A 23,729-nucleotide genomic window follows, 5' to 3' on the forward strand; every position below is an offset into this window, starting at 1 on the left:
ATGCCCCGATCTTTTGTCCCCCGCCTGCTGGCGGCCACCTCTCTCGCGATGTGCCTGATGGCACCCGTGCCCGCCCTTGCGCAAGCGGCCGTGTCGACTGGCGCAGAAGCCAGTGGTTCGGCGCGCGGCCAATCCGGGCGCTATGTCAATGTGCAGCCCTATATCGAGGCGGCACAGGTGCTTACCGCCGAGCTTTCGCCGGGTGACGATGTGGTGACGTACACCCGGCTTGCCGCAGGGGTCGATACAGGCTTTGCCGGCCGCAACAGCGCTGGCTCGCTTTCGCTGCGCTATGAACGGCGCATCGGGTATGGCGATGTCGAGGATGGCGATGCGATCAGCGGGATTGCCCGCACCTCGCTCGCGCTGGTGCCGCGTCGCTTGACGGTGGAGGCAGGCGGCCTTGCCGCGCGCACCCGCGTGGAAAGCGGCGGTGCGACTTCGCTGGGCGGTTTCGATGTGGACGACAGTTCCACCAGCCAGGTCTATTCGGTCTATGCCGGGCCTTCGCTGCAAACCAATATCGACCAACTGGAAGTGACCGCCGGCTACCGCATCGGCTACACCCGCGTGGAGGCCCCCGATGCAGTGGTGCTGGCGCCGGGCGATCAGCCAGTGGACATTTTTGATTCCAGCCTCAGCCAGCAGGCCGCCGCGCGCGCGGGATTTGCGCCGGACACGGTATTGCCGGTTGGCGTGGGTGTGGGCGGCGGCTGGAATCGGCAGGATGTCTCCAACCTCGATCAGCGGCTGGATGACCGCCATGTGCGCGGTGATGTGACCGTGCCGTTGTCCCCCACGCTCGCGCTGGTGGGCGGCGTGGGTTACGAGGATGTGCAGGTTTCGGCACGCGATGCGCTGCGCGACGGGGATGGCGATCCGGTGGTGGGCCCCGATGGCCGTTTCGTCACCGACAAATCCTCCCCCCGCACCATCGCTTACGAAACCGACGGATTGATCTGGGATGCGGGCGTGATGTGGCGGCCCAGCAGCCGCACCTCGCTCACCGCCACGGTGGGGCGGCGTTACGGTTCGATGACCTATACCGGCTCGTTCTCCTATGCCCCCAATCCGCGCACATCGGTGAATATCGGCGCCTATGACACGATCAACAGCTTTGGCGGCGTGCTGGTGGACAATCTGGCGGGTCTGCCGACAGAGTTCCAGGCCTTCCGCAATCTGCTGACCGGCGATCTGGGCGGCTGCGTGGCGGCGCTGGAAGGCGGCTCTTGCGCGCTGGGAAATCTGGGGTCGCTGCGCAGCGCGGTATTCCGCAGCCGGGGCGTGGTCGGCTCGATCGCGCGCGGGACAGGGCGCACCAGTTACGGCGTGGCGGCGGGCTACGACCAGCGCCGATATATCGCCGCCGCCGGAAGTGCGCTCGCCAATGTCGATGGCCTTGTGGACGAGACCATTTGGGCAGGTGCCTATGCCAGCCAGCAACTCGATCAGGCGTCAGGCATTTCCGCCAATGCCTATGCCAACTGGTTCGACAGCGGGTTCGACAGCCAGGGTCAGGGCATGGGCTATTCCGCTGCGCTTGCCTATTACCGCCAGCTTATCCGCGGGTTGACCGGGACAGCTGCCGTTGGCGTCGATGGCGTCGTGCGCGAAGCCTTGCCCGATTACACCAATGCCAGCGCCCTTGTGGGCCTGCGCTATTCCTTCTGACGGATCCGAGGGAGCCGATCCATGTTTGACGATTTCTATGGCCTGACCGGAAAGCCCTTCCAGCTTACCCCCGATCCGGAGTTCTATTTCCGCTCGGTCACGCACCGCAAGGCGCTGTCCTATCTGGGATATGGCCTCGCGCAGGGTGAAGGCTTTATCGTCATCACCGGCGAGGTTGGCGCGGGCAAATCCACGCTGGTCGCGCATATGATGGCCAATATCGACCCGGCGCAGGTGACCGTCGCGCAGGTCGTCACCAGCAAGCTGGATGGCGAGGAGATCGTGCATGTGGTCGCGCAGGCCTTTGGTCTCGACATCGAAGGGCACGACAAGGCCAGCGCGCTTGGCGCGATAGAGGCGCTGCTGCATGACGAGGCGCGCGCAGGTCGCCGCTGCCTGCTGGTGGTGGACGAGGCGCAGAACCTTGCGGTATCCGCGCTGGAAGAACTGCGGATGCTGTCCAACTTCCAACTGGGCAACCATCCCCTGCTGCAAACGCTGCTGCTGGGCCAGCCGGAGTTTCGCACCACGCTGCAAAGCCACCCCGATCTGGAACAGCTGCGCCAGCGCGTGATCGCCGCGCACCATTTGGAACCGATGCAGAAATGCGAGATCGAGCCCTATATCGTGCACCGGCTGGAAAAGGTCGGCTGGCAAGGCAACCCCGCCTTCGACCAGCGCGTGTTTGCCGAGCTTTACGAGGCGAGCGGCGGCGTGCCGCGCCGCGTGAACCAGATCGCCAATCGCCTGCTGCTGCTCGGCGCGGTGGAAGAACGCAGCCGCATCGATGCGGCCATGCTGCAATCGGTGCTGGACGAGATGGCGGGCGAGCGCGCCTTTCCCGTGGTCACGCCGCAGCCGCTGCACGGGCCCCCGGCCGCGCCTGAGCCTACTCAGGCTTTCGAAGCTGATGTGTCGCCCGCCACCGGCACAGGGATTGATGCGCAAATGCTCGACACATTGCTGGCCGAACGCGATGCGCAGATTGCCGAACTGCAACAGGCGGTAATCGAAATGGCCAATCAGCAGGATGCCGCCGTGGCGCAGGCGATCCAGCCGGAAATCCGCGCGCTGCAGGAACAGATTGCCCGGCTCGAAGCGCGCAATTTTGAACAGGAGCGCACGATCCGCCAGACGCTGACCATGCTGATCGAATGGATCGAAGGCGAAATGGACGAAAGCAAGGCGGCCTGAAGGGACAATCAACAGTGAATGCGTTGACCATCCGTGGACAGGCTGATGCGCAAAGCCGCATTGTCAACGGCCTGTCGGTCGATGTCGAGGACTGGTTCCAGGTCGGCGCGTTCGAAGATGTGATCGAGCGCGGGGACTGGGCTGGACTGGATGACCGGGTGGAACGCAATGTCCACGCCATTCTCGACCTTTTCGACGAAGCCGGGGCCAGCGCCACTTTCTTCACCTTGGGTTGGGTGGCGCAGCGCCATGCGTGCTTGCTGCGCGAAGTTGCCGCACGCGGACACGAGGTCGCCAGCCACGGGTGGGACCATACGCGCGTATTCAAGCTGACCCCGGCCGAGTTTGCCGAAGACATTCGCAAGGCGCGCATCGCGATCGAGGATGCAACCGGCCTGCCCGTTACCGGTTACCGCGCGCCCAGCTTCTCCATCGACCACCGCACACCCTGGGCCTTTGCCGAACTGGTAGAGCAGGGATATGCCTATTCCAGCAGCGTCGCGCCGGTGGCGCATGACCATTACGGCTGGGCCGACGCGCCGCGCTTTGCCTTTCGTCCCTTGCCCTGGGCCGATCTGGTGGAAATACCCGTCACCACCGCCATGTTCGGCGGCAAGCGGCTGGCGGCTGGCGGCGGCGGCTTTTTCCGCGTGCTGCCCTATGCCTTTTCGCGCTGGGCCATCCGGCAGGTCAATCGCACAGACGGGCGACCGGCGATCTTCTATTTCCACCCGTGGGAAATCGATCCCGGCCAACCGCGCGTAGCGGGCGCGCCGCTGAAATCACGGCTGCGCCATTACACCAATCTGGACAAGATGGCGCCCAAGCTGCGCCAGCTGATCCACGAATTTGCCTGGGGCCGGATGGATGTGCTGGCCCACCGCGAGAAGGCGTTGCTGCAAGCGCGGGCGGCATGAACGCGCCCTTTGCCTCGCCTGAGGTGTCCATTCGGCCCCTGACCGTGCGCGCGGCCGATCTAGCCGATCCGCAGGAGTGCGCGCGGGTCGAGGCGTTCGCTTCCGGGAATGGCGGCAGCGTGTTTCACCGCCCGGCATGGTTGCTGGCGGTGGAGCGCGGCACCGGAAACGCCGCGCGTGCGTTGCTGGCCGAGCGGGGCGGGCAGATTGCCGGATACCTGCCGCTCAGCGAAATCCATTCTCCCTTGTTCGGCAGGGTGCTGGCTTCGAGCGGCTTTGCCGTGGAAGGCGGCATATTGGCGTGCGATCCTGCTGCGGCGCGCATTCTGGCCAAAGGCGCGCAGGAACTGGCGGAAAGACTCAGCTGCACGACGGTCGAACTGCGCGGCGGGCCTGTGCCCGATGGCTGGGAATTGCGCCGCGAAAGCCATTGCGGGTTCGTCGCCCCTCTTGCCGCCGATGACGCAGCGCAATTGCTTGCGATTCCGCGCAAGCAGCGCGCCGAAGTGCGGCGCGGGCTGGGCCACGCAATGAAGGTGACGATTGGCCGCGCCGAAAGCGACCGGGCGGCGCATTACGCGGTGTATGCGCAAAGCGTGCGCAATCTGGGCACGCCGGTTTTTCCGCGCAGCCTGTTCGATGCGGTGATGGACGCGCTCGATGCGGATATTCTGACCGTGTGGCGCGAAGGCGAACCGCTTTCGAGCGTGCTGTCATTGTATCACGCGGGCGCGGTCATGCCCTATTGGGGCGGCGGTATAGCAGCGGCGCGGCACTGGCGCGCCAATGATGTGATGTATTATGCGCTGATGAACCACGCCCGCGCGCGCGGCTGCGACCGGTTCGATTTCGGGCGCAGCAAGACCGGCAGCGGTGCCTATCACTTCAAACGCAATTGGGGGTTCGAACCGCAACCGCTCAGCTATGGTGTATGGACAGCGCCCGGCCATGCGCGGCGCGACGCTGATCCGACCAGCGCAAAGCATGCCGCGCGCATCGCCTTGTGGAAGAAGCTGCCCTTGCCGGTGGCGAACCGCCTTGGCCCGCTGATTGCGCGGGGGCTGGGGTGATGGGCGGCGACATCCTGTTCCTGGCGCATCGGCTGCCCTTTCCGCCCGACCGGGGCGACCGCATCCGTTCCGCCCATGTGCTGCGTGCGCTGGCGGAAATCGCGCCGGTGCATGTCGGCTGCTTCGTGGATGACGATGCCAACCGCGCGTTTGAAGGCGAGCTGGCCGCGCTGGCCGCATCCACTTGCGTGATTACCCGCCGCAAGCCTTTGCCGCTCGCGGGGGTAGAGGCCGTTCTGAAAGCGCGGCCCATCAGCCTTGCCGCCTATGCGGATGCGCGGCTTTCGGCATGGGTGCAGGAAAAACTGGCCAGCGGGCGGTTCGCAGCGGTCTTTGTCTTTTCCGGGCAGATGGGCCAATTCGTGCCGCAATCCTGGCAAGGGCGGCTGGTGGTCGATCTGTGCGATGTCGATTCGGCCAAGTTCGAAGCCTATGCCCGCAATGCGCGCGGCCCGATGGCGCGGATCCATGCGCGCGAGGGGCGGCTGCTGGCGCAGGTTGAGGCGGCGCTGGCTGCGCGCGCCGATCATACGCTGCTGATCAGCGAGGCGGAAGCGGCACTGTTTGCCTCGCGCGCGCCGCAGGCTCGTTCCATCCAGGTGATGGGCAACGGGATTGATGCGGATTACTTTGCGCCCGATACGGTGAAACCCGCTGCTGGCATGGTCGGTGCGGGGCCGCATCTGCTGTTTACCGGGCAAATGGATTACCCGCCAAACGTCGCCGCTGTTGTCTGCATGGCGCGGCGAATCCTTCCGTTGGTGCAGCGCGATGTTCCGGGCGCGCAGTTCCATATCGTGGGCCGTGCGCCTTCTGCCGAGGTGCGCGCGCTGGCGAACATCCCCGGCTGCACGGTGCACGGCGCGGTGGCGGATATGCGTCCTTATCTGGCAGCGGCCGATGCGGTGGTTGCCCCGCTCGCCATCGCGCGAGGCGTGCAAAACAAGGTGCTGGAAGCAATGGCGATGGCTCGTCCCATAGTGCTGAGCGCCGAGGCAGCAACCGGCATCGCCGCCGAGCACGGCGTGCATTTTGCCATTGGCGGAGACGATGCGCACTTTGCGGCGCAGATCGTGAAACTGCTGGTTAATCCCCCGGTCGCGCGCGCAATGGGCGCGAACGCACGGCGTTTCGTGACCGAAAACCAGTCATGGCCCGCCATGCTCGCCGGTATGCCTGCTTTTCTGGGCATGGACCGGGAGGAGGCGCGCAGTGCTGCGTGACCTTGCCCTTCCGCGCCGCGCTCCGCTGACCGAGGCCATCGCGCCGCACTGGCGCCGGCCGTTGCTGCACCTGGTGCTGGCATGGGGTTTCCTGTTGGTGATGTTCGCCCATGTGGTGGCCGATATGGCGCGCCAGTTCTGGGACAGTTCCACCTATAACCACATCCTTTTCGTGCCTTTCATCATCGGCTGGCTGGTGCATATGCGCGCGGCCGAGCTGGTGAAGATCACGCCGCAAGCGTGGTGGCCGGGGCTGATCGGCGTCGCGGGTGCGCTGTTCCTGTGGCTGCTGGGCGATTTGACGGGCCTTGCGCTGGCAACGCATCTGGCGCTGGTGCTGTTGCTTCAGGCTAGTGCGATAACTCTGCTGGGCGTGCGGGTGACGGCGGCGCTGCTGTTTCCTATGGCCTATATGCTGTTCCTCGTCCCCTTTGGTGACGAGCTGGTGCCGGCACTGCAGATGATTACCGCCGATCTCACCATCGCGCTGGTGCATCTGAGCGGCATTCCGGCGGTGATCGACGGGGTGTTCATCGATACGCCGATCGGCCTGTTCGAAGTGGCCGAGGCCTGTTCGGGCGTGAAGTTCCTGGTGGCGATGGTGGCGCTGGGCACACTTGCCGCGCATGTCTGCTTTGTCAGCTGGTGGCGGCGCGCAGGCTTCATGGTGGCGGCGATTGTCTTGCCCATCCTGGCCAATAGCGTGCGCGCCTGGGGCACGATCTATATCGCCCAGTCGCAGGGGATCGAATTTGCCGTAGGTTTTGACCACATCTTCTATGGCTGGGTTTTCTTCGCGCTGGTCATGGGCTTGCTGCTGGCCATGGCGTGGCCGTTTTTCGACCGCCCACGCGATGACCGTTTCGTTGACGGGCAGGCGATTGCCGACTGGCCGCTGCTCGCCCCGATCGAACGCTTTCGCACCTCCGGGACGATGTGCCTTGGCGTGATCGCCGCGCTGGTTGCCGGCATTGCCGCCTGGTCGATCAGCGCGCGGGCGGTGGTGGCCGAAATCCCCGCGCAGATTGCGTTGCCTGCGGTGCCCGGTTGGCAGCAGGTGGAAGCTGCACCCGGCCTGTGGTGGGAACCGCGCGCCGGCGGGGCGGATCACCGGCTGCTCGCCTTCTATCAGGATGCCGATGGCGCGCATGTCGATGTGTTCTATGCGCTCTATGCCGCGCAGGATGAAGGGCGCGAGGCGGGATCATTCGGGCAGGGCGCGCTCATGCCCGATACTGATTGGCGCTGGCATTCGCCCGGCCCCGATTTCGGGATGGGCCTTTCCGATCGCTTGCAGGCCTATACCGATACGCAGCGGCTGGCGCTGACGCTCTACCGCCACCGCGATCTAACGACGGGCAGTGTGGCGCAACTGAAGCTTTCAAACATTCGCGACCGGCTGACGTTTGATCCGCATCCAACCATCACGCTGATCCTGTCGGCCCCGGAAGGCGGGCCGGTATCGGCAGAAGAGTCGCTGCGCCGTTTCCTTTCTGCGACCGGTGAACCGGGCGCATGGATGGATCGCGTGGCGCAGCTTCCCTAAGGCGGCGCCCATGTGCGGAATTGCGGGGATCTTTCATTGCGGCACGATCAAACCGGTTGACCCGCAGCGGGTGGAGCGGATGTGCGACGCGCTGACGCATCGCGGGCCGGATGGTTCGGGTGTGTGGACGGCGCCCGGCGTGGGTCTGGGGCACCGCCGCCTGTCAATCATTGACCTGGCCGGTTCTCCGCAGCCCATGCATTCCGCCGATGACCGCCATGTCATCAGCTTCAACGGCGAGATCTACAATTACCGCGAACTCAGGCGCGAGCTGGAAGGGCAGGGCGCGCAGTTTCGCACAGCGGGCGATACCGAGGTAATCTTGGCCGCCTATCAGCGCTGGGGCCCGGATTGCGTGAGCCGCCTCAACGGGATGTTCGTCTTTGCCATATATGACAAGGCCCAGCGAACGCTGTTTCTGGCGCGCGACCGTTTCGGGGTGAAGCCGCTGTTCACCGCGCTGCTCTCGGACGGGTCGATGGCCTTTGCCAGCGAACTGAAAGGCCTGCTCGCGCATCCGCTGCTGCGGCGCGAGGCCGATCCGCTGGCGGTGGAGGATTACATGGCCTTTGGCTATGTGCCCGATCACCGCTCGATCCTGAAGGGTGTCAGCAAGCTGCCCGCGGGCCACTGGCAATTGCTGCGCCACGATGCGCCGCCCGCAGCGCCGCAAGCCTATTGGGACATCTCGTTTGCTGAAAGGCGGCGCGGCAAGGCCCGCGATCTGGAGGCCGAATTGCTGCATCACTTGCGCGAGGCAGTGACCAGCCGCATGGTAGCCGACGTGCCGCTGGGCGCGTTCCTGTCTGGCGGGGTGGACAGCTCCACCGTGGTGGCGATGATGGCCGAGGCGAGCAGCGCCCCGGTCAACACCTGTTCCATCGGGTTTGATGTGCAGGAGGTGGACGAAACCGGCTATGCCGCCCAAGTCGCGCGCCTGTTCGGCACCAACCACTCCGCGCGCACAGTCAGTGCCGACCAATTTGATGCGATTGACCAGCTCGCTGCGATGTTCGACGAACCCTTTGCCGATGCCAGCGCGCTGCCGACATGGCGCGTGTGCCAGCTCGCGCGTGAAAAGGTGACGGTCGCCTTGTCGGGCGATGGCGCGGACGAGGCGCTGGCCGGATACCGGCGGCAGGTCTTTCATCATCACGAGGAGCGTGTGCGGCGACTGCTGCCGGCCGATCTGCGTTCCGCCGTGCTGGGGCCGCTGGGCGATGCATGGCCCAAGGCGGACTGGGCACCGCGCCCCCTACGCTTCAAATCCACGCTGCAATCGCTCGCAGGCTCAGGCGCGCAAGGTTATGCCCGCGCCTTGTCCAGCGTGCCGCCCGAACTGCGCCTGCCCATCTACGGCGATGGCTTGCGGGCGGCGATTGGCGATTACCGCGCAGAGGATGCGGTGGTGCAGATCATGGAAAGCGCGCCCGCGCGATCCGGCCTCGACGCCGCGCAATATGCCGATCTCAAGTTCTGGTTGCCGGGGGATATCCTCACCAAGGTGGACCGCACCAGCATGGCGGTGAGCCTGGAAGCGCGCGAGCCACTACTCGATCACCGTCTGGTGGAATTTGCCGCCACCCTGCCCGAAGCGCTGCGGGTGAAGGGGCGGCAAGGCAAGTGGCTGCTGAAAAAAGCAATGGAACGGCATTTGCCCGACCACATCCTCTATCGGCCCAAGCAAGGCTTTGTGACGCCGATTGCGCAATGGCTCCGCGGGCCACTTGCGGCAGAGGCCCGCGGGGTGGCGAGCGGTTCGGCGCTGGCGCGCACCGGATGGTTCGACAAGACGGTGCTGAGTGGGATGGCCGAGGCGCATATTGCCGGGCGCAGCGACCATTCGCGCCTGCTGTGGCAACTCATCATGCTCGACAAGTCGCTTGCGCGGTTGGGTGTGGTCTAGCCGTCCTCGCCGTGGCCCAGCGCCATGTAATCGGCGCTCTGCATTTCCATGAGGCGGCTCACCGTGCGTTCGAATTCGAACGCGCCGTCACCTTTGGGATAGAGCGCGGCAGGCTCCACCGCGGCGCTCGCGAACAGCTTTACCCGGTTTTCATACAGCGCATCAATCAGCGTGACGAAACGCGCCGCCTCGTTGCGCATATCCGGCCCCAATTGCGGGATGCCGACGAGGATCACCGTGTGATAGGCCTGCGCAATTGCCAGATAATCCGCCGCGCCGCGCGCCTCGCCGCACAGCCGCTTGAAGCTGAACACGGCCACGCCCTTCAGGCTCTTGGGCACGTGCAAGGTGCGTCCGCCGCCGACATCGAGTTCGGCACTGGGCACATGCGCGGCATCTTCAGGTGCGAAATCGGTGAGCCGGAAGAACAGCTCGCGCAATTGCGCGGTGGCCTCCTCGCCCAGCGGCGAGTGCCAGCTTGCCATACCACCAATCCGGTCGAGCCGGTAATCGGTTGGGCCATTCAGTTCCACCACATCCAGCCGTTCGCCGATCAGGTCGATGAAGGGCAGAAACAGCTCGCGGTTGATGCCGTCCTTGTAGAGGTCGTGCGGGGGGCGGTTGCTTGTTGTTACAACGGTCACGCCGTGATCCACGATCAGCGCGCGGAACAGCCGGCTCATGATCATGGCATCGGCCGAATTGTTCACCACCATCTCGTCAAAGGCGAGGCAGCGCAGATCGGCGGCGAGGGCGGCGGCGACCGGCGGGATCGGATCACCGCTTTCGCCCTTGCGTGCATCGCGCAGCCGGGTGTGCACCTCCTGCATGAAAGCGTGGAAGTGAACGCGGCGTTTGGCCTTGAGCGGCAGGGCCAATGTCTCGTGAAACAGATCCATCAGCATGGATTTGCCGCGCCCAACGCCACCCCATAGATAGGCACCGCGCACCGCTTGCGGGGTGGAGGAACCGACAAGCCGCTTCAAGAACCCGCCGGTTTCAGCAGGCTTTTCCAGCCCCGCCTGCACGCGCGCCAGCACTTCGGCGGCCGCGCGTTGGCCGGCATCGGGGCGCAGTTCTCCCGATGCCAGCAAAGATTCGTAACGGGAAATCAGGCCGGACAGGTCAGGCCTGCCGTTCGGCCTGCATCTTCTTGATCTCGGCAATGGCGCGCGCGGGCGAAAGGCCCTTCGGGCAGACATTGGCGCAGTTCATGATGGTGTGGCAGCGGTAGAGGCGGAAGGGGTCTTCCAGTTCGTCCAGCCGCTCGCCCGTCATCTCGTCACGGCTGTCCGCCAGCCAGCGATAGGCCTGCAGCAGGATCGCCGGGCCAAGGAACTTGTCCGAATTCCACCAATAGCTGGGACAAGAAGTGGAACAGCAAGCGCACAGGATGCATTCGTAAAGTCCGTCCAGCTTTTCGCGCTGTTCGGGCGATTGCAGCCGCTCCTTCCCGCTCGGCGTGGTGGAGACGGTCTGCAGCCAGGGGCGTATGCTGGCATATTGGGCATAGAAATTGGTGAAATCGGGCACCAGATCCTTGATGACCTGCATATGCGGCAGCGGTGTGATTCGCACTTCGCCGGGCAGATCCTCGATCGCAGTGGTGCAGGCAAGGCCGTTCTTGCCGTTCATGTTCATCGCGCAGGAACCGCAAATCCCCTCGCGGCAGGACCGACGGAAGGTCAGCGTGGGGTCGATCTCGTTCTTTATCTTGAACAGCGCGTCCAGCACCATCGGCCCGCAATTGTCGAGGTCGATCTCGAACGTGTCGTAACGCGGGTTTTGCCCGTCATCCGGGTTCCAGCGATAGATGCGGAAGCTTTTCACCCGCGCGGCGCCTTCGGCCTTGTGAACCGTGCCGTTGCCATTGATCTTGCTGTTCTTCGGAAGGGTGAAAGTGGCCATTGCGTTACGATCTCCAATCCCCGCCCATTTAGGTGAGAGACGACGTGCCAGCAACCCCGCTTTCGGGGAAGTTCAACCGGAAAGGATACGGCAGAAGGTCCATTGTGGCGTTGCCGCTGGGGGTCGCTAGAACGGCAAGATGGGATTGTCCAAGCCAGCACCGGCACACTGGCCCGCATCTGCTGCCGTTTTTGGCGCAAGTGGGGGAATTGGCGCAGCCTTTACCCGCGTCCTGGCCGATCGCGCCGTGCCGGTCAGGGCCGGATCGCGCAGCGGGGATGTGCCGCGCCATCACCTGGTTGCGCCATTCACCTTTGACCTGACGGACGAAGCCAGCATTGCAGCCGCCGCCGCAAGCATGGCCAATGCACCGCCGGAACTTGTGCTGGTGGCAAGCGGAGCACTGACGCTGGATGACGGCACGCCGCCGGAAAAGAGCTACAAGGCGATGGATGCGGCCGCGATGGCGCAGGCCTTTGCCGTCAACACGATCGGTCCCGCCCTGATCGCCAAGCATATGCTGCCGCTGATGCCGCGCGACCGGCGCATTGTATTCGCCGTGCTGTCGGCCAAGGTCGGGTCCATTTCGGATAACCGGCTTGGCGGGTGGCATTCCTATCGTGCCAGCAAGGCGGCGCTCAATATGCTGGTGAAAAACTGGGCGATTGAGCTGGGACGGACGCACAAGCAGGGCGCAGTCGTGGCGCTGCATCCCGGCACGGTGGAAACGCGCCTGTCCGCTCCGTTCCAGCAGGGTTTGCCGCCAGGGCAGCTCAAGATGCGGCGCGAGGCCGCGCAGGCGCTGGTCGATGTGGTGATGCAGGTTGGCCCGGATCAATCGGGGTTGCTGATCGGCTGGGATGGCGAGGTTATCGCGCCCTAGTTGCGTCCCGTTTCCCCCATGTTTACAGGGGCGGGCGTGACCGACAAATTCTCTCCCAATCCGCTCGATGTTTACGGCGACTGGATCGCCAATGTGCCCGCGCAATGGCCGGACGATGCGCTGGACTGGGCGCACCGCGAATTCGTGGACACGGTTGCCGTGATGGTGCCCGGCGCGGTGGAGCCGGTGGCGGACAAGCTGTTTGCCACGGTGGCGCCATGGGGCACGGGGCCATGCAGCGTGTTTGGCCGCCGGGAAAAGCTCGCCGCACCATGGGCGGCGCTGGTCAATGGCACTATTGCCCACGCGCTTGACTTCGATGACAATTTCGATCCGCCCAAGGCGCATCCCACTACCGTGCTGCTGCCAGCGATTATGGCCGTGGCGGAGGAAGAGCGACAGAGCGGCGCGGCGTGTCTTGATGCCTATATTGTCGGCTTGCAGATTCTGGGACGGATTGGGCAGGGCCTTAACCCCACGCACCGCAACCGAGGTTGGCACGCGACCGCCACCGTGGGCGTGATGGGGGCGACCGCGGCGGTCTGCCGCCTGCTGGAGTTGGAGGCGGAGGCTTGCGCCCGCGCGCTGTCCATCGCCACCTCGATGTCGAGCGGCTTCATGAGCCAGTTCGGTACCGAGATGAAGCCGGTGCACGCGGGGCTTGCCGCCAAGGGGGGGATCATGGCCGCACGCATGGCTGCTGCTGGCATTACCGCCGGGCGCGACACGCTGGACGGGCGCACAGGCATGAACCGGCTGATGGTTGGGCCCGATTACGAAGAGTTGCGCGACACGATCGCCCATATCGAACACGGGCAGAACCTGCGTTTCGAGCTGGAAAGCGTGGGCGAACCGCTGCTGATTACCGAACACAAGTTCCGCGTGAAGCGCTTTCCCACCTGCGGTGCGATCCACCGGGCGATGGACGGTGTGCTCGATCTGCGCGCCGCGCATGGCTTTACCGCTGCCGATGTGGCGCGGGTGGACCTGCATATGCCGCGCGTGCACTTCAACAATGTGTTCTACACCGATCCGCAAAGCCCGCTGGAAGCGAAGTTTTCCGCCGAATATGCCGTCGGCTGCGTGCTGGCGCGCGGGCAATGCACCCTGTCCGACTTTACCGAGGAAGCGGTGTGGGGCGAGGATGTGCGCAGCCTTTTCCCGCTCATTCACCGCCACCCGGTGGACAAGCTGGAAGGCGAGTTCCCGACCGAGGTGCATATCACGCTGAAGGACGGCCGCGTCCTGAAATCGGTGCACGAATGGCCCAAGGGCAGCAAGGCTGCGCCCTTCACTTGGGATGAATACTGGGCGAAGTTCGAGGGGTGCTGCATCGGTGTGTTGGAAGGGGATGGTCGGGTTGTCTTGCGTGATGTGCTCACCCGGTTTCCTACCCTTGCCGATGCGGGCGATCTGATGCGCGCCGCCGCTTTCACGCCTGCTGGAAAGGCACCCAAATGACCCAGAGCGTTACGCAACCCTCCTGCCTCGTCATGGCCGCCAGCCGCCGAGGAGTGGATGATCCGGTGGCGAAGATACAGGGGCTGTCGCACAAATGCCTCGTCACGCTGGACGGACAGGTGATGCTGGAACGCGTGCTGGAAGCGCTGGTGGAATCGGGCTGTTTTGCCAAGATCCACGTCTCGGTTGACCGAGCCGATATTCTCACGGCTACGCCAGCGATGCAGGGCTGGGTCGATGAAGGCCGGGTGGTGTTTGTCCAGTCGCACGGCAATCTGGCGGACAGCGTGCTGAAGGCGGTGGCCGAGATCGACAGCCCCCTGCCGATGATCATCACCACGGGCGACAACGCGCTGCACACGCCGGAAATCGTCCGCGATTTCGTGCGCGATGCGCTGGCCAGCCGCGCCGATGCCGTGGTCGGCTTCACGCGCGAGGATGTGGTCTTGCGGGAATACGCAAATTCGGGCCTTGCTTTCCACCGGCTGAAGGATGGCGGCTTTTCCAGCTGCAACCTCTACGCGCTGAAAACCCCCAATGCGCTGAAGGCGGTGAAGGTGTTCGAAGGCGGCGGCCAGTTCGGCAAGCGCCACATGCGCATCCTGAAGGCGTTCGGCGTGTGGCCGTTCATCATCTACAAGCTGAAGCTGAAAGGCCTGCAAGGCCTGATGGATGCGATCGGCCGCCGGATGAAGGTGTCGGTCGATGTCTCGTGGCTTGATTACCCCTGGGGGCCGATCGATGTCGACCACAAGCACAGCTTCGACCTGACCGAGGAAACGCTCATCAAGCGGCGCTTGGCGGCGGGAAAGTAAGGCCTGCCGCCGTTCGGATCGCCTAAAGCCGCTGATCAACCGCATCCTTGGGCAGCGCGCTTTTCACATCATACAGCGCCGCGCCGGGTTTGCCCAAGGCGCGGATGCCTTCGGCACCCATCGCCACAATGTCGTCATGCGCCACGGCCAGGATCACGCCGTCATATTTGCCCTGCTCCAGCGTGGGGATGGGGCGGATGCCGTATTCGTGCTCGCACTCGTCCGCGTCGACCCAGGGGTCGTAGACATCGGCGGCAATGTCGAATTCGTTCAGATGCTCGACAATGCTCGCCACCTTGGTGTTGCGGTGATCGGGGCAATTTTCCTTGAAGGCAAAGCCAAGCACCAACACGCGGATATTGCCCGTCAGCAGGCCCTTGCGGCCCATCAGGCGCACGAACTGGTTGACCACATATTTGCCCACGCGGTCGTTGATGCGGCGGCCGGCCAAAATCACTTCGGGGTGGTGGCCAATGGCCTCGGCCTTGTGGGTGAGGTAATAGGGATCAACGCCGATGCAGTGCCCGCCGACAAGGCCGGGGCGCACCGCCATGAAATTCCACTTGGTGCCCGCCGCTTCGAGCACTTCGAGCGTGTCGATTCCAATGCGATTGCAGATCATCGCCAGTTCGTTCGCCAGCGCGATATTGAGGTCGCGCTGGGTGTTTTCCATCACCTTGGCCGCTTCCGCCACGCGGATGGAACTGGCGCGGTGCGTGCCGGCGGTCACCACGGCACGGTAGAATTCGTCGACGAAATCCGCCGCGGCCGGGGTGGAGCCGCTGGTGATCTTCTTGATGTCGGGCAGCTTGCGCAGCTTGTCGCCCGGATTGATGCGTTCCGGCGAATAGCCACAGAAGAAATCCACATTGTAGGTGAGGCCCGAAAGCTCCTCCAGGATCGGCACGCAAAACTCGTCGGTGCAGCCGGGATAGACGGTGCTTTCATAGATCACGATGTCGCCGCGCTTCAGCACGCGGGCAATTGCCTCCGTCGCGCTTTTCAGCGGATAGAGATCGGGGTGGTTGTGATCGTTGAGCGGGGTGGGCACGGTGACGATAAAGACATTGCAATCCGCCGCATCGGCCCAGTCGGTGGTAAAGGTGAGGTGCTTTGCCGCGCTGAGTTCTTCCGCCGTGGCTTCCTTCGTCTCGTCATAACCGGCCTTGAGTTTGGCCACGCGCGCGGCCTTGATGTCGATCCCGACAGTGGGAAACTTCTGTCCGAAAGCCACGGCCACGGGCAGGCCGACATAGCCCAGGCCCACGACGCAAATGCGCGCCTTCTCCAGCGTCAGCGGAAAGCTCGTCATAACAATCAGCGCTCGGTGGTTTGCAGCGGCCAATAGCCTGACAGGATACGTTCGCCGCCAATGCCGCTTTCGACTTCGGCGGTCACGCGCTTGCCAATCCCCGAAAGATTGGCGTCGTGCATGCGGTAGCAGAACAGCGGTTCGGCCAGATGGCGGCCGTTCCATCCCTTGGCGACAATCTTCTTCCACTTGTGATGCTTGGTGCCCTTGCGGATCGCCTCGTCATAAGGGGCAGCGTCCAGCACCGGGGCGGCAAGGCAGGTCGCGGGTTCAGGCACGAAGGAATAGCGTTCGAGCAGCGCCGGATCCCATGCGGCGGACTTGCCGCGATCCAGCTGCTCGCCCGCCTGGTTGATCAGCATGCAATCGGTGTAGAGGAACGCGATCGAGGGGTCTTCCTCGCGCGCCTTTTCCAGCTCGGCAATGGTGCGTTCCGCATATTCGGGGGTCAGCACATCGTCGCTGTCGAGGATGATGAAGTAATGCCCCGTCACATGCTCCAGCGCGCGGTTGAGCGCACCCAGCTTGCCGACATTTTCCTCCAGCGCGATCATCACCGTGGCATCGAGCGAAGTGGCGGCATCGAGCGCCTTGTGGATTTCCTCCACCGAATTGTCGGTGCTGGCATCGTCCACCACGATCAGCTGGATCGGGCCATAGGTCTGCGCGGCCACGCTGGCGATGGCGGCACCCACAAAGCGGCCGTAATTGTGGTTGGGAATGACGACGCTGAGCGTTTTGTCGGTGGCGGTGGTCACGGTGTTCTCCATCAATGCGTTCGTATCGTAGGGCCGGGGCGGGCGGCGGCAAGTGTCACGCGCAGCTTATACGCAGGCTGAATGCGGGAAAAGGTTGGCGGGCGACCTGTCGAGCCGAGCCATGGGATCCGCGCAGAAGCGGGCAACGAGCGCCTTGTCGGCATCGGAAATGGCGGCCTGTTTGGCGGCGCTGTCGGCCTTGAAGGCCTTGGAATTGCTGTCATCCTTGGAATGAAAGCGGAACTGTTCCAGCATCAGGGCCAGCTCGCCCGCATCCGGATGAAATCCCAGACCGCGTTCGACGATCGCTGGGAAATTGTCCGGGTTGATGTTGCGGTAATTCACATGGGAAACCGGGCCTTGCGCGCGTTCGGCCACGCGCAGGTAGTGGGCAAAGCAGCGCGCCAGATATTCGACCTCGCCCATGGCGGCGGTTTCGCGCCAATCGCAATCGGCAAGGAACCCGGCCTGCGGGCGCCCTTTCGCCCAGAGCACGGCGCTGGTTTCCTTGAGCACAGAGGCGATCACTTCAACCGGATCGCGATACAGGAACAGTGCGGGCACGCCGGGAAAGGCCTGCATGGCGAAATCCATGTAAAGCGTGTTCCAGCTGATGAACTTCATGAAGGCAAATTGCTGCTGCGGCAGGCGCCGCCGCATCATGGCCAGCGTGAGATTGCGAAAGGCCGCAAGGTTCTCCGCGCTTGTCTCCAGGGCCTGCGTGAAATCGCGAGTCAGTGTGGCCCAGAACCCGCGCTGCAAGGGGCCGCCCTGGTTGATGACAAGATGGCGCGGGGTGCGCGCCAGCGCCTTGCCGGTCAAGGTCGATCCGCAGCGGCTGATATGGAACATGAAGCCCGATGGCGCGATGCAATCCACCAGAATGCGTTCGTCCTGAAGGATCGCAAAGGGCGTGGCGAAATGCTCGCCAATGCGGTCTTCCTTGGCCAGCGCTTCCACGGTGAACATATATTGCCACTCGCGGAACGGGTAATCCCCGATGTCGCCCCACAGAACGCGGGCATTTTCAGGGCCGTCGGCATGGTCAATCGCCAGCGGCACCATGCCCGGCACCGCGCGGATGCGCTCCACCGCTTCCTCCACCCCAAGGCAGGTCTGCGCGATGGCGGGAAGCAGGTTGAGGACCACTTCATGATCGGGCAGGGCGTAAAGCGCGGTCACTTGGGCTCCGTGCGAAGGGTCCGCTTCGCCCGGACGGCGGCGGACAAGGCGCGGCCTCCTAGGTGCCGTGGGGGCAAAATGTCAACCTTGTCCCTTGGCAAAGCGGGCGCGAAGGGGCAGATCGGCGGCGCACTACCCCCACAAAGGATTTCACGCACATGACCACGCTTCCCCTCTCCCTGATTGAACACGGACTGGACGATGCGGGCATGGCGGTGATGAACCCGGCCACGGGCGAGGAGTTGTGCCGCGTGCGCACCTATTCCGAAAGCGAAATCGACGCTGCAATTATCGCGGCCGAGGCGGCGCGGCGCGAATGGGCGGGCGCGCTGGCCAAACACCGCAGCCGGGTGCTGCGCGACTGGTTCGACCTCATCATCGCGCACCGCGAGGAACTGAGCCTGCTCTGCACGCTGGAAGCGGGCAAGCCGCTGGCGGAATCGCGCGGCGAACTCGATTACGCGGCCAGCTTCGTTGATTGGTATTCCGAAGAAGCCAAGCGCGCCTATGGCGAAACCGTGCCCAGCTTCGGCCCCGGCAAGGAGGTGATCGTCACCAAGGAAGCCGTGGGCACCTGCGCCGCGATCACGCCATGGAATTTCCCGCTGACCATGATTACCCGCAAATCCGCGCCGGCATTGGCGGCGGGCTGCGCGATGGTGGTGAAGCCGTCCGAGGCAACCCCGCTGTGCGCGCTGGCGCTGGAAACGCTGGCGCGGCGCGCGGGTGTGCCCGAAGCAATCTTCCGCATCCTGCCATCGGCCGATGCGGCGATGGTGGGCCGCGTGTTCTGCACCCATCCCACAGTGCGCAAGATCAGCTTCACCGGCTCCACCGCCGTGGGCCGCATCCTGCTGACGCAGGCAGGCGGCACCATCAAACGCGCCAGCATGGAATTGGGCGGCAATGCGCCCTTCATCGTATTTGCCGATGCCGATCTCGACGCCGCCGTGGAAGGGGCGATGATCGCCAAGTTTCGCAATGCCGGCCAGGCCTGTATCGGCCTTAACCGCCTGCTGGTGGAGGAAAGCGTGCACGACAGCTTCGTGGAGCGGTTCACCGCCCGTGCCAGCGAACTGATGGTGGGCAACGGCCTCGATCCCGCCAGCCAGATCGGCCCGCTGATCAACGACCGCGCACTGCAACGCGTGGAAGGCATGGTGGACCGCGCACGCGAACAGGGTGCCCAGCTGGCCTGCGGCGGCGGGCGGCACAATGCCGGAGCGCAGTTTTACACGCCCACCGTTCTCACTGGCGTGACGCAGGACATGGCGATTGCACAGGACGAGATCTTTGGCCCCGTCGCCTCGGTCATGCGCTTTTCGGGCGAGGAGGAGGCGTTGCGCATTGCCAATGCCACGCATTACGGCCTCGCATCCTATCTCTATACCCGCGACATTGGGCGGGCCTGGCGGGTGATGGATGGTCTCGAATACGGGATGGTGGCGCTCAATGAAGGGCTGCTGGGCACCGAAGTCGCGCCGTTTGGCGGGATGAAGCAATCGGGGCTGGGCCGCGAAGGATCGCGCCATGGCATGGACGAATATCTGGAGCTGAAATACCGGCTCGTGGGTGGTCTCCGCGCCTGAGTTCGATGCGGGGCATTACCGACGCGAAAAGGGCCGGCCTGCCATTTGCGGCAGACCGGCCCGTTCTGTGATTATGGCTGCGCTGCTTACTGGCCGAAGGTGCGCTGCCACCAGCCGCGGCGGGGCTGGCCGGTTTCGGTGTTCGCCTCGCCAGAGCTGTCGGCATCGTTAGCGGCTTGCACCGTATCCTGCGCAACAGGAGCGGTTTCGGCCTCTGCAACGCGTTCTGCTACGGCTGCCACTGGCTCGGCTGATTCGGCATCGGCGATCTCAGCCTTTTTGCGCCGCGTGCGCTTGGGCTTGGCGGGTTCCGCGGGAGCTTCCGCAGCGCTTTCTTCCGCTTCAACGGCAGGCGCGGCCCCCTCATTTTCGCTTACGTCCGCCTTCTTGCGGCGCGTGCGTTTTGGCTTTGCAGTTTCGGCAACGTCCTCTTCAGCAGCAGGTGCCGCTTCCTCGGCGCCAGTTTCTCCATCGGCCACCTTCTTGCGCGGTGCCCTTCTGCGCTTGGGCTTTTCGGCTGCGGCAGGTTCCTCGGCGCTTTCGGCTTCCACTGCGACAGCGGAGGTTTCGTCAACCTCGCCAACCGTTTCGCTTTCGGGGCTGTCCTGGGTTTCCTGGGTCTCTGCACCTTCACCGATATCCCGGCGACGACCGCGTCCACGGCCACCACGGCGGCGTCGCTTGCGGCGCGTTTCGCGGGCTTCCGCGTCGTCGCCACTAGCAGCCGGTGCAGTTGCGTCGTCGGACGCATCGCCTTCATCGCGGGCTTCATCGTCGGTATCCTGACCGGCGGCATCGTCCTGATCACGCCCGCGATTGCGGCCACCACGGCGGCGGCGGCGCTTGCTGCGGCCTTCTCCGCGTTCGCCGTCACCATCGCGCGAACGGCGAGCGTCACGGTCCTCCTCCACTTCGTCCTCGTCCTCGGCCTCGTCTTCGGCAAAGTCCTCGTCCGGCTCGACCTCGTCGATGATCGGTTCGAACCTCGGCGGCTCAGCCGGGCGCGGGCCGGAGGAGGCGACGCGCATCTTGGCGCCCTCGTTTTCGCCTTCAGGCACGACCTGTACCGTTACGCCATAGCGCTGCTCGATCTCGGTCAGATCGGCGCGCTTGGCATTGAGCAGATAGATTGTCGCCTCGGTCGAGGCGTAGAGCGTGATGATTGTGCCCTTGCCCTTGGCGGCCTCATCCTCGATCAGGCGCAGCGCGGCCAGACCGGCAGAGGATGCGGTGCGCACAAGCCCGGTGCCGTCGCAATGCGGGCACGACCGGGTGCTGGCTTCCAGCACGCCGGTGCGCAGACGCTGGCGGCTCATTTCCATCAGGCCAAATCCCGATATACGGCCGATCTGAATGCGCGCGCGGTCGTTCTTCAGCGCTTCCTTCATCGCCCGCTCCACCTTGCGGGTGTTGCTGGAGTGTTCCATGTCGATGAAGTCGATCACCACCAAACCGGCCATGTCGCGCAGGCGCAATTGCCGGGCAATTTCGCGCGCGGCTTCAAGGTTGGTGTTGAGCGCGGTTGCCTCGATCCCGTGCTCCTTTGTGGACCGACCGGAATTGATGTCGATCGACACAAGCGCTTCGGTGGGGTTGATGACCAGATAGCCGCCGCTCTTCAGCTGCACCACCGGATCGTACATGGCCGAAAGCTGGTCTTCCGCGCCATAACGCTGGAACAGCGGCACGGGGTCCGAATAGGCCTTCACGCGCCGCACATGGCTGGGCATCAGCAGCTTCATGAAATCGCGCGCGGCGCGGTAGCCTTCGGCCCCCTCGACCACCACTTCCTCGATCTCGCGCGAGTAGATGTCGCGGATGGCGCGCTTGATAAGGTCGGAATCCGAATGGATCATCGCCGGTGCCGAAGAAGCCAGCGTGCGTTCGCGGATCTCGTCCCACAAGCGGGCGAGATAATCGAAGTCGCGCTTGATCTCGGTCTTGGTTCGCTGCAGGCCGGCGGTACGCACGATCAGACCCATGGAACGCGGCAAGTTAAGCTCGGCCACGATCTGCTTCAGGCGCTTGCGATCTGCCCCGCTGGAAATCTTGCGGCTGATCCCGCCGCCATGGCTGGAATTGGGCATCAGCACGCAGTAACGGCCCGCAAGGCTCAAATAGGTGGTGAGCGCTGCGCCTTTGTTGCCGCGCTCTTCCTTGACCACCTGCACCAGCAACACCTGGCGGCGCTGGATGACGTCCTGGATCTTGTAGCGGCGGCGCAGCGCCTGCCGCTTGGCGCGCACATCGTCGATTTCCTTGGCGCGGCTGCTGGCGCCTCCGCCGCGTTTGCCCTGGCGACGGCCCCGGCCGCGACCACGACCCTTGCGGCCGTCGTCACTGGCTTCGGCATCTTCGCCTTCGGTGCCGGCATCATCGTCCGAACCGTTATCGCCGCCATCGTCGTCCTCGTCGCCATTGGCGAGCTGGCCGTCCTCGATCGTGGCGACATCGTCCTTTTCGGAGGTGTCGATTTCCTCGACGCCCGATCCGTCCAGATCATCATCGGCGGAATAACCGTCTTCCTCGTCCTCCTCCTCTGCACGCAGAGCGGCCTCTTCCTCCGCGGCGGCCTGTTCTTCGGCGAGCAGCTTGGCGCGGTCCTCCGCAGGGATCTGGTAATAGTCGGGATGGATTTCGCTGAAAGCGAGGAAACCGTGGCGATTGCCGCCAAAATCCACGAACGCCGCCTGAAGCGAAGGTTCGACGCGGGTTACCTTGGCGAGATAGATATTGCCCTTGATCTGCTTGTGTTCAGCAGATTCGAAATCAAACTCCTCAACCCGGTTTCCCTTGAGTACCGCCACCCGCGTTTCTTCCGGGTGGCGCGCATCGATAAGCATGCGCGTTGCCATAGTAAATTCTCCTGGCACGCGATCCAGGGCGGGAACCGGGCCACGAGGGGCCGGGCGCATCCACTGCGTGCCGATATCGTTGATTTCCCCCAGGCGCCGAATCGCTACCGAGGGACAAGGCCACCGGGATACGCTGCGCGAAGGGGAAGGGATTGTGGGCGCTGCAACCGGCAAGCCGGTCACGGGCGCTGCGGAATGTGTCTGCCGGGGTAAAAAGGCGCAGGGTTTGCTTCTGCGCGAGAGCCGAGGCAGCCGCGTGGCGATCTTGCGACCGCCGGCTGACCATGTGGCTCTTGCTTTTCATCACGACATCAACCTGTATTCATTGCCGAAACTGCATGAAATGCTGTTCGGAAGTGTCCCGAAACGGAATGTTCGGGCAATTGCAGGGCTAGCATTTGGGGAAAGCCACGGCAACCTTATTGCGCGGCTTGGTAAATTTCCTTTCAACAGGGCATAGGTATCGGCAAGGCTGTGTCGGCAAGGTGCACAGGTAACGCGCCCGGTCCTGGGCTGTGGCGCATATGGGGATAGTGGGCGGATAACGGCTTGATTTGGTATCGCATCCAGATTGCCCTGCTTTTCATCGCGCCCGTCATCGCGGTTGCGGGCCTGTATGTTTTTGGCAAGGTCATTCCGGTGCCCTATCTGGGCCGCGACTATGTGATCCGTATCGAACTGCCCGAAGCGGGCAAAGCGCTCGACCTGCCAGAGATTGAGGGGCCGCAGGATGCCGCACGCCCGCTCGTGGTGATCGATCCGGGGCATGGCGGGCATGATCCGGGGGCATCCGGCCCCGCGATCAAGGAAAAGGCGGTTGTTCTTGGCCTTGCGCGTGCACTGCGCGACCAGTTGCTGGCCGAAGGGGGAATCCGCGTGGCGATGACCCGCAACGATGACCGCTATCTGGCGTTGGCCGAGCGGGTGCAGATTGCCCGTGCGCTGGGTGCAGACCTGTTCTTGTCGATCCATGCCGATTCTGCCGGCGACCGCGAGGGCGTGAGCGGCGCCAGCATCTACACCCTGTCCGAACGCGCGTCCTCCGAGGCGGCCGCCCGCTTCGCCGAGCGCGAGAACGAGGCAGACCGCATAAATGGCGTTACCCTGTCCGGCGATAATCCGAATGTAAATGCGATTCTGGTTGAACTGGCGCAGCGCCGCACCTCGGCGGCATCGGAAGGCTTTGCCGATATTATCCTGCGCGAGGCGGAAGGCGTGCTCGATTTCCATCCTGAGCCCAAGCGATCCGCCGCGCTGGCGGTATTGCGCGCGCCGGATGTGCCATCGGTGCTGTTCGAATCCGGCTTCATCACCAATGCAGCCGATGCGCAGCGCCTGTCATCGCCCGCCGGGCAGCGCGCATTCGCCGAGGTGATGGCGCGCGCCATCCGGGTGCAGTTGGCGCGAACCCGCGAAGTTCCGTTGGAGTAGCCTGCGCG

Annotated in this window: 19 protein-coding genes; 13 read left to right on the forward strand and 6 right to left on the reverse strand. The window is 64.2% G+C overall.

The features are described from left to right. From WFP39_RS00725 to WFP39_RS00755, 7 genes are read left to right on the forward strand one after another with little or no spacing between them, the layout of a single operon-like run. Positions 1-1,671 (forward strand): preprotein translocase subunit YajC, encoded by a 1,671-nt coding sequence (locus tag WFP39_RS00725; protein ID WP_336917186.1) that lies wholly within the window; start codon positions 1-3, stop codon positions 1,669-1,671. A gap of 21 nt (positions 1,672-1,692) precedes the next feature. Beyond that, entirely contained in the window at positions 1,693-2,865 is a 1,173-nt protein-coding gene (locus WFP39_RS00730; protein ID WP_336917187.1) for an XrtA/PEP-CTERM system-associated ATPase, read from the forward strand. A 14-nt stretch (positions 2,866-2,879) separates the two neighbouring features. Then, positions 2,880-3,782, forward strand: a complete 903-nt coding sequence (locus WFP39_RS00735; RefSeq protein ID WP_336917188.1) for an XrtA system polysaccharide deacetylase — start codon at positions 2,880-2,882, stop codon at positions 3,780-3,782. Beyond that, positions 3,779-4,852: a FemAB family XrtA/PEP-CTERM system-associated protein gene (locus WFP39_RS00740; RefSeq protein ID WP_336917189.1), complete on the forward strand. Its 1,074-nt coding sequence runs from the start codon at positions 3,779-3,781 to the stop codon at positions 4,850-4,852. The genes WFP39_RS00735 and WFP39_RS00740 overlap by 4 nt, the downstream gene beginning before the upstream one ends. Next, positions 4,852-6,075 (forward strand): TIGR03087 family PEP-CTERM/XrtA system glycosyltransferase, encoded by a 1,224-nt coding sequence (locus tag WFP39_RS00745; RefSeq protein WP_336917190.1) that lies wholly within the window; start codon positions 4,852-4,854, stop codon positions 6,073-6,075. The genes WFP39_RS00740 and WFP39_RS00745 overlap by 1 nt, the downstream gene beginning before the upstream one ends. Next, complete coding sequence (gene xrtA / locus WFP39_RS00750; RefSeq protein WP_336917191.1) at positions 6,065-7,621, forward strand: exosortase A; 1,557 nt, start codon at positions 6,065-6,067, stop codon at positions 7,619-7,621. Before WFP39_RS00745 ends, xrtA begins: the two co-directional genes overlap by 11 nt. A gap of 10 nt (positions 7,622-7,631) precedes the next feature. Next, on the forward strand, positions 7,632-9,527 hold the full coding sequence (locus WFP39_RS00755) for an XrtA/PEP-CTERM system amidotransferase (RefSeq protein WP_336917192.1): 1,896 nt from the start codon (positions 7,632-7,634) through the stop codon (positions 9,525-9,527). Here the strand turns inward: WFP39_RS00755 and zapE are convergent. After that, the gene (gene zapE / locus WFP39_RS00760) at positions 9,524-10,651 is read right to left on the reverse strand and encodes a cell division protein ZapE (RefSeq protein ID WP_336917520.1); all 1,128 of its coding nucleotides are present in this window, start codon (positions 10,649-10,651) and stop codon (positions 9,524-9,526) included. The two genes, WFP39_RS00755 and zapE, sit on opposite strands and share 4 nt — an antisense overlap. Position 10,652: 1 nt before the next feature. After that, positions 10,653-11,435 carry a succinate dehydrogenase iron-sulfur subunit gene (locus WFP39_RS00765; protein ID WP_336917193.1) on the reverse strand — a complete coding sequence of 261 codons (783 nt, stop codon included), beginning with the start codon at positions 11,433-11,435 and terminating at the stop codon, positions 10,653-10,655. 145 nt (positions 11,436-11,580) lie between these two features. On the opposite strand from WFP39_RS00765, the gene WFP39_RS00770 reads away from it, so the two are divergent. From WFP39_RS00770 to WFP39_RS00780, 3 genes are read left to right on the forward strand one after another with little or no spacing between them, the layout of a single operon-like run. Next, positions 11,581-12,318, forward strand: a complete 738-nt coding sequence (locus WFP39_RS00770) for an SDR family NAD(P)-dependent oxidoreductase (RefSeq protein ID WP_336917194.1) — start codon at positions 11,581-11,583, stop codon at positions 12,316-12,318. Positions 12,319-12,354: 36 nt separating this feature from the next. Continuing rightward, positions 12,355-13,779 (forward strand): MmgE/PrpD family protein, encoded by a 1,425-nt coding sequence (locus WFP39_RS00775; RefSeq protein ID WP_336917195.1) that lies wholly within the window; start codon positions 12,355-12,357, stop codon positions 13,777-13,779. Beyond that, on the forward strand, positions 13,776-14,594 hold the full coding sequence (locus WFP39_RS00780) for an NTP transferase domain-containing protein (protein ID WP_336917196.1): 819 nt from the start codon (positions 13,776-13,778) through the stop codon (positions 14,592-14,594). The genes WFP39_RS00775 and WFP39_RS00780 overlap by 4 nt, the downstream gene beginning before the upstream one ends. Before the next feature lie 22 nt (positions 14,595-14,616). Here WFP39_RS00780 and WFP39_RS00785 read toward each other — a convergent pair whose 3' ends face one another. From WFP39_RS00785 to WFP39_RS00795, 3 genes are read right to left on the reverse strand one after another with little or no spacing between them, the layout of a single operon-like run. After that, complete coding sequence (locus WFP39_RS00785) at positions 14,617-15,906, reverse strand: nucleotide sugar dehydrogenase (protein ID WP_336917197.1); 1,290 nt, start codon at positions 15,904-15,906, stop codon at positions 14,617-14,619. Positions 15,907-15,911: 5 nt separating this feature from the next. Continuing rightward, positions 15,912-16,676, reverse strand: coding sequence for a glycosyltransferase family 2 protein (locus WFP39_RS00790; protein WP_336917521.1), 765 nt, complete (start codon positions 16,674-16,676; stop codon positions 15,912-15,914). Between the two features lie 54 nt (positions 16,677-16,730). After that, positions 16,731-17,846: a hypothetical protein gene (locus WFP39_RS00795; RefSeq protein WP_336917198.1), complete on the reverse strand. Its 1,116-nt coding sequence runs from the start codon at positions 17,844-17,846 to the stop codon at positions 16,731-16,733. A 158-nt stretch (positions 17,847-18,004) separates the two neighbouring features. Here WFP39_RS00795 and WFP39_RS00800 point away from each other — a divergent pair, with 158 nt between their 5' ends. Further along, positions 18,005-19,435 carry an NAD-dependent succinate-semialdehyde dehydrogenase gene (locus WFP39_RS00800; protein ID WP_336917199.1) on the forward strand — a complete coding sequence of 477 codons (1,431 nt, stop codon included), beginning with the start codon at positions 18,005-18,007 and terminating at the stop codon, positions 19,433-19,435. Positions 19,436-19,521: 86 nt separating this feature from the next. Here the strand turns inward: WFP39_RS00800 and WFP39_RS00805 are convergent, their stop codons facing one another. Next, a complete protein-coding gene (locus WFP39_RS00805) occupies positions 19,522-22,290 on the reverse strand; it encodes an Rne/Rng family ribonuclease (RefSeq protein WP_336917200.1) in 2,769 nt (922 codons plus the stop codon). Positions 22,291-22,444: 154 nt separating this feature from the next. Here WFP39_RS00805 and WFP39_RS00810 point away from each other — a divergent pair, with 154 nt between their 5' ends. Beyond that, positions 22,445-22,750, forward strand: a complete 306-nt coding sequence (locus WFP39_RS00810) for a hypothetical protein (RefSeq protein WP_336917201.1) — start codon at positions 22,445-22,447, stop codon at positions 22,748-22,750. Positions 22,751-22,839: 89 nt separating this feature from the next. Next, on the forward strand, positions 22,840-23,721 hold the full coding sequence (locus WFP39_RS00815) for an N-acetylmuramoyl-L-alanine amidase family protein (RefSeq protein ID WP_336917202.1): 882 nt from the start codon (positions 22,840-22,842) through the stop codon (positions 23,719-23,721). The last annotated feature ends 8 nt before the right edge of the window (positions 23,722-23,729 follow it).

Source organism: Alteraurantiacibacter lauratis (assembly GCF_037154155.1).
Classification (GTDB): Bacteria; Pseudomonadota; Alphaproteobacteria; order Sphingomonadales; family Sphingomonadaceae; genus Alteraurantiacibacter; species Alteraurantiacibacter lauratis.

Bases quoted from the DNA above. Each gene is read 5' to 3' on its own strand.
- WFP39_RS00725 (WP_336917186.1), top strand. From the start codon at position 1: ATGCCCCGATCTTTTGTCCCCCGCCTGCTGGCGGCCACCTCTCTCGCG.
- WFP39_RS00730 (WP_336917187.1), top strand. From the start codon at position 1,693: ATGTTTGACGATTTCTATGGCCTGACCGGAAAGCCCTTCCAGCTTACC.
- WFP39_RS00740 (WP_336917189.1), top strand. From the start codon at position 3,779: ATGAACGCGCCCTTTGCCTCGCCTGAGGTGTCCATTCGGCCCCTGACC.
- WFP39_RS00745 (WP_336917190.1), top strand. From the start codon at position 4,852: ATGGGCGGCGACATCCTGTTCCTGGCGCATCGGCTGCCCTTTCCGCCC.
- WFP39_RS00755 (WP_336917192.1), top strand. From the start codon at position 7,632: ATGTGCGGAATTGCGGGGATCTTTCATTGCGGCACGATCAAACCGGTT.
- WFP39_RS00765 (WP_336917193.1), bottom strand. From the start codon at position 11,435: ATGGCCACTTTCACCCTTCCGAAGAACAGCAAGATCAATGGCAACGGC.
- WFP39_RS00780 (WP_336917196.1), top strand. From the start codon at position 13,776: ATGACCCAGAGCGTTACGCAACCCTCCTGCCTCGTCATGGCCGCCAGC.
- WFP39_RS00785 (WP_336917197.1), bottom strand. From the start codon at position 15,906: ATGACGAGCTTTCCGCTGACGCTGGAGAAGGCGCGCATTTGCGTCGTG.
- WFP39_RS00790 (WP_336917521.1), bottom strand. From the start codon at position 16,676: ATGGAGAACACCGTGACCACCGCCACCGACAAAACGCTCAGCGTCGTC.
- WFP39_RS00800 (WP_336917199.1), top strand. From the start codon at position 18,005: ATGACCACGCTTCCCCTCTCCCTGATTGAACACGGACTGGACGATGCG.
- WFP39_RS00805 (WP_336917200.1), bottom strand. From the start codon at position 22,290: ATGGCAACGCGCATGCTTATCGATGCGCGCCACCCGGAAGAAACGCGG.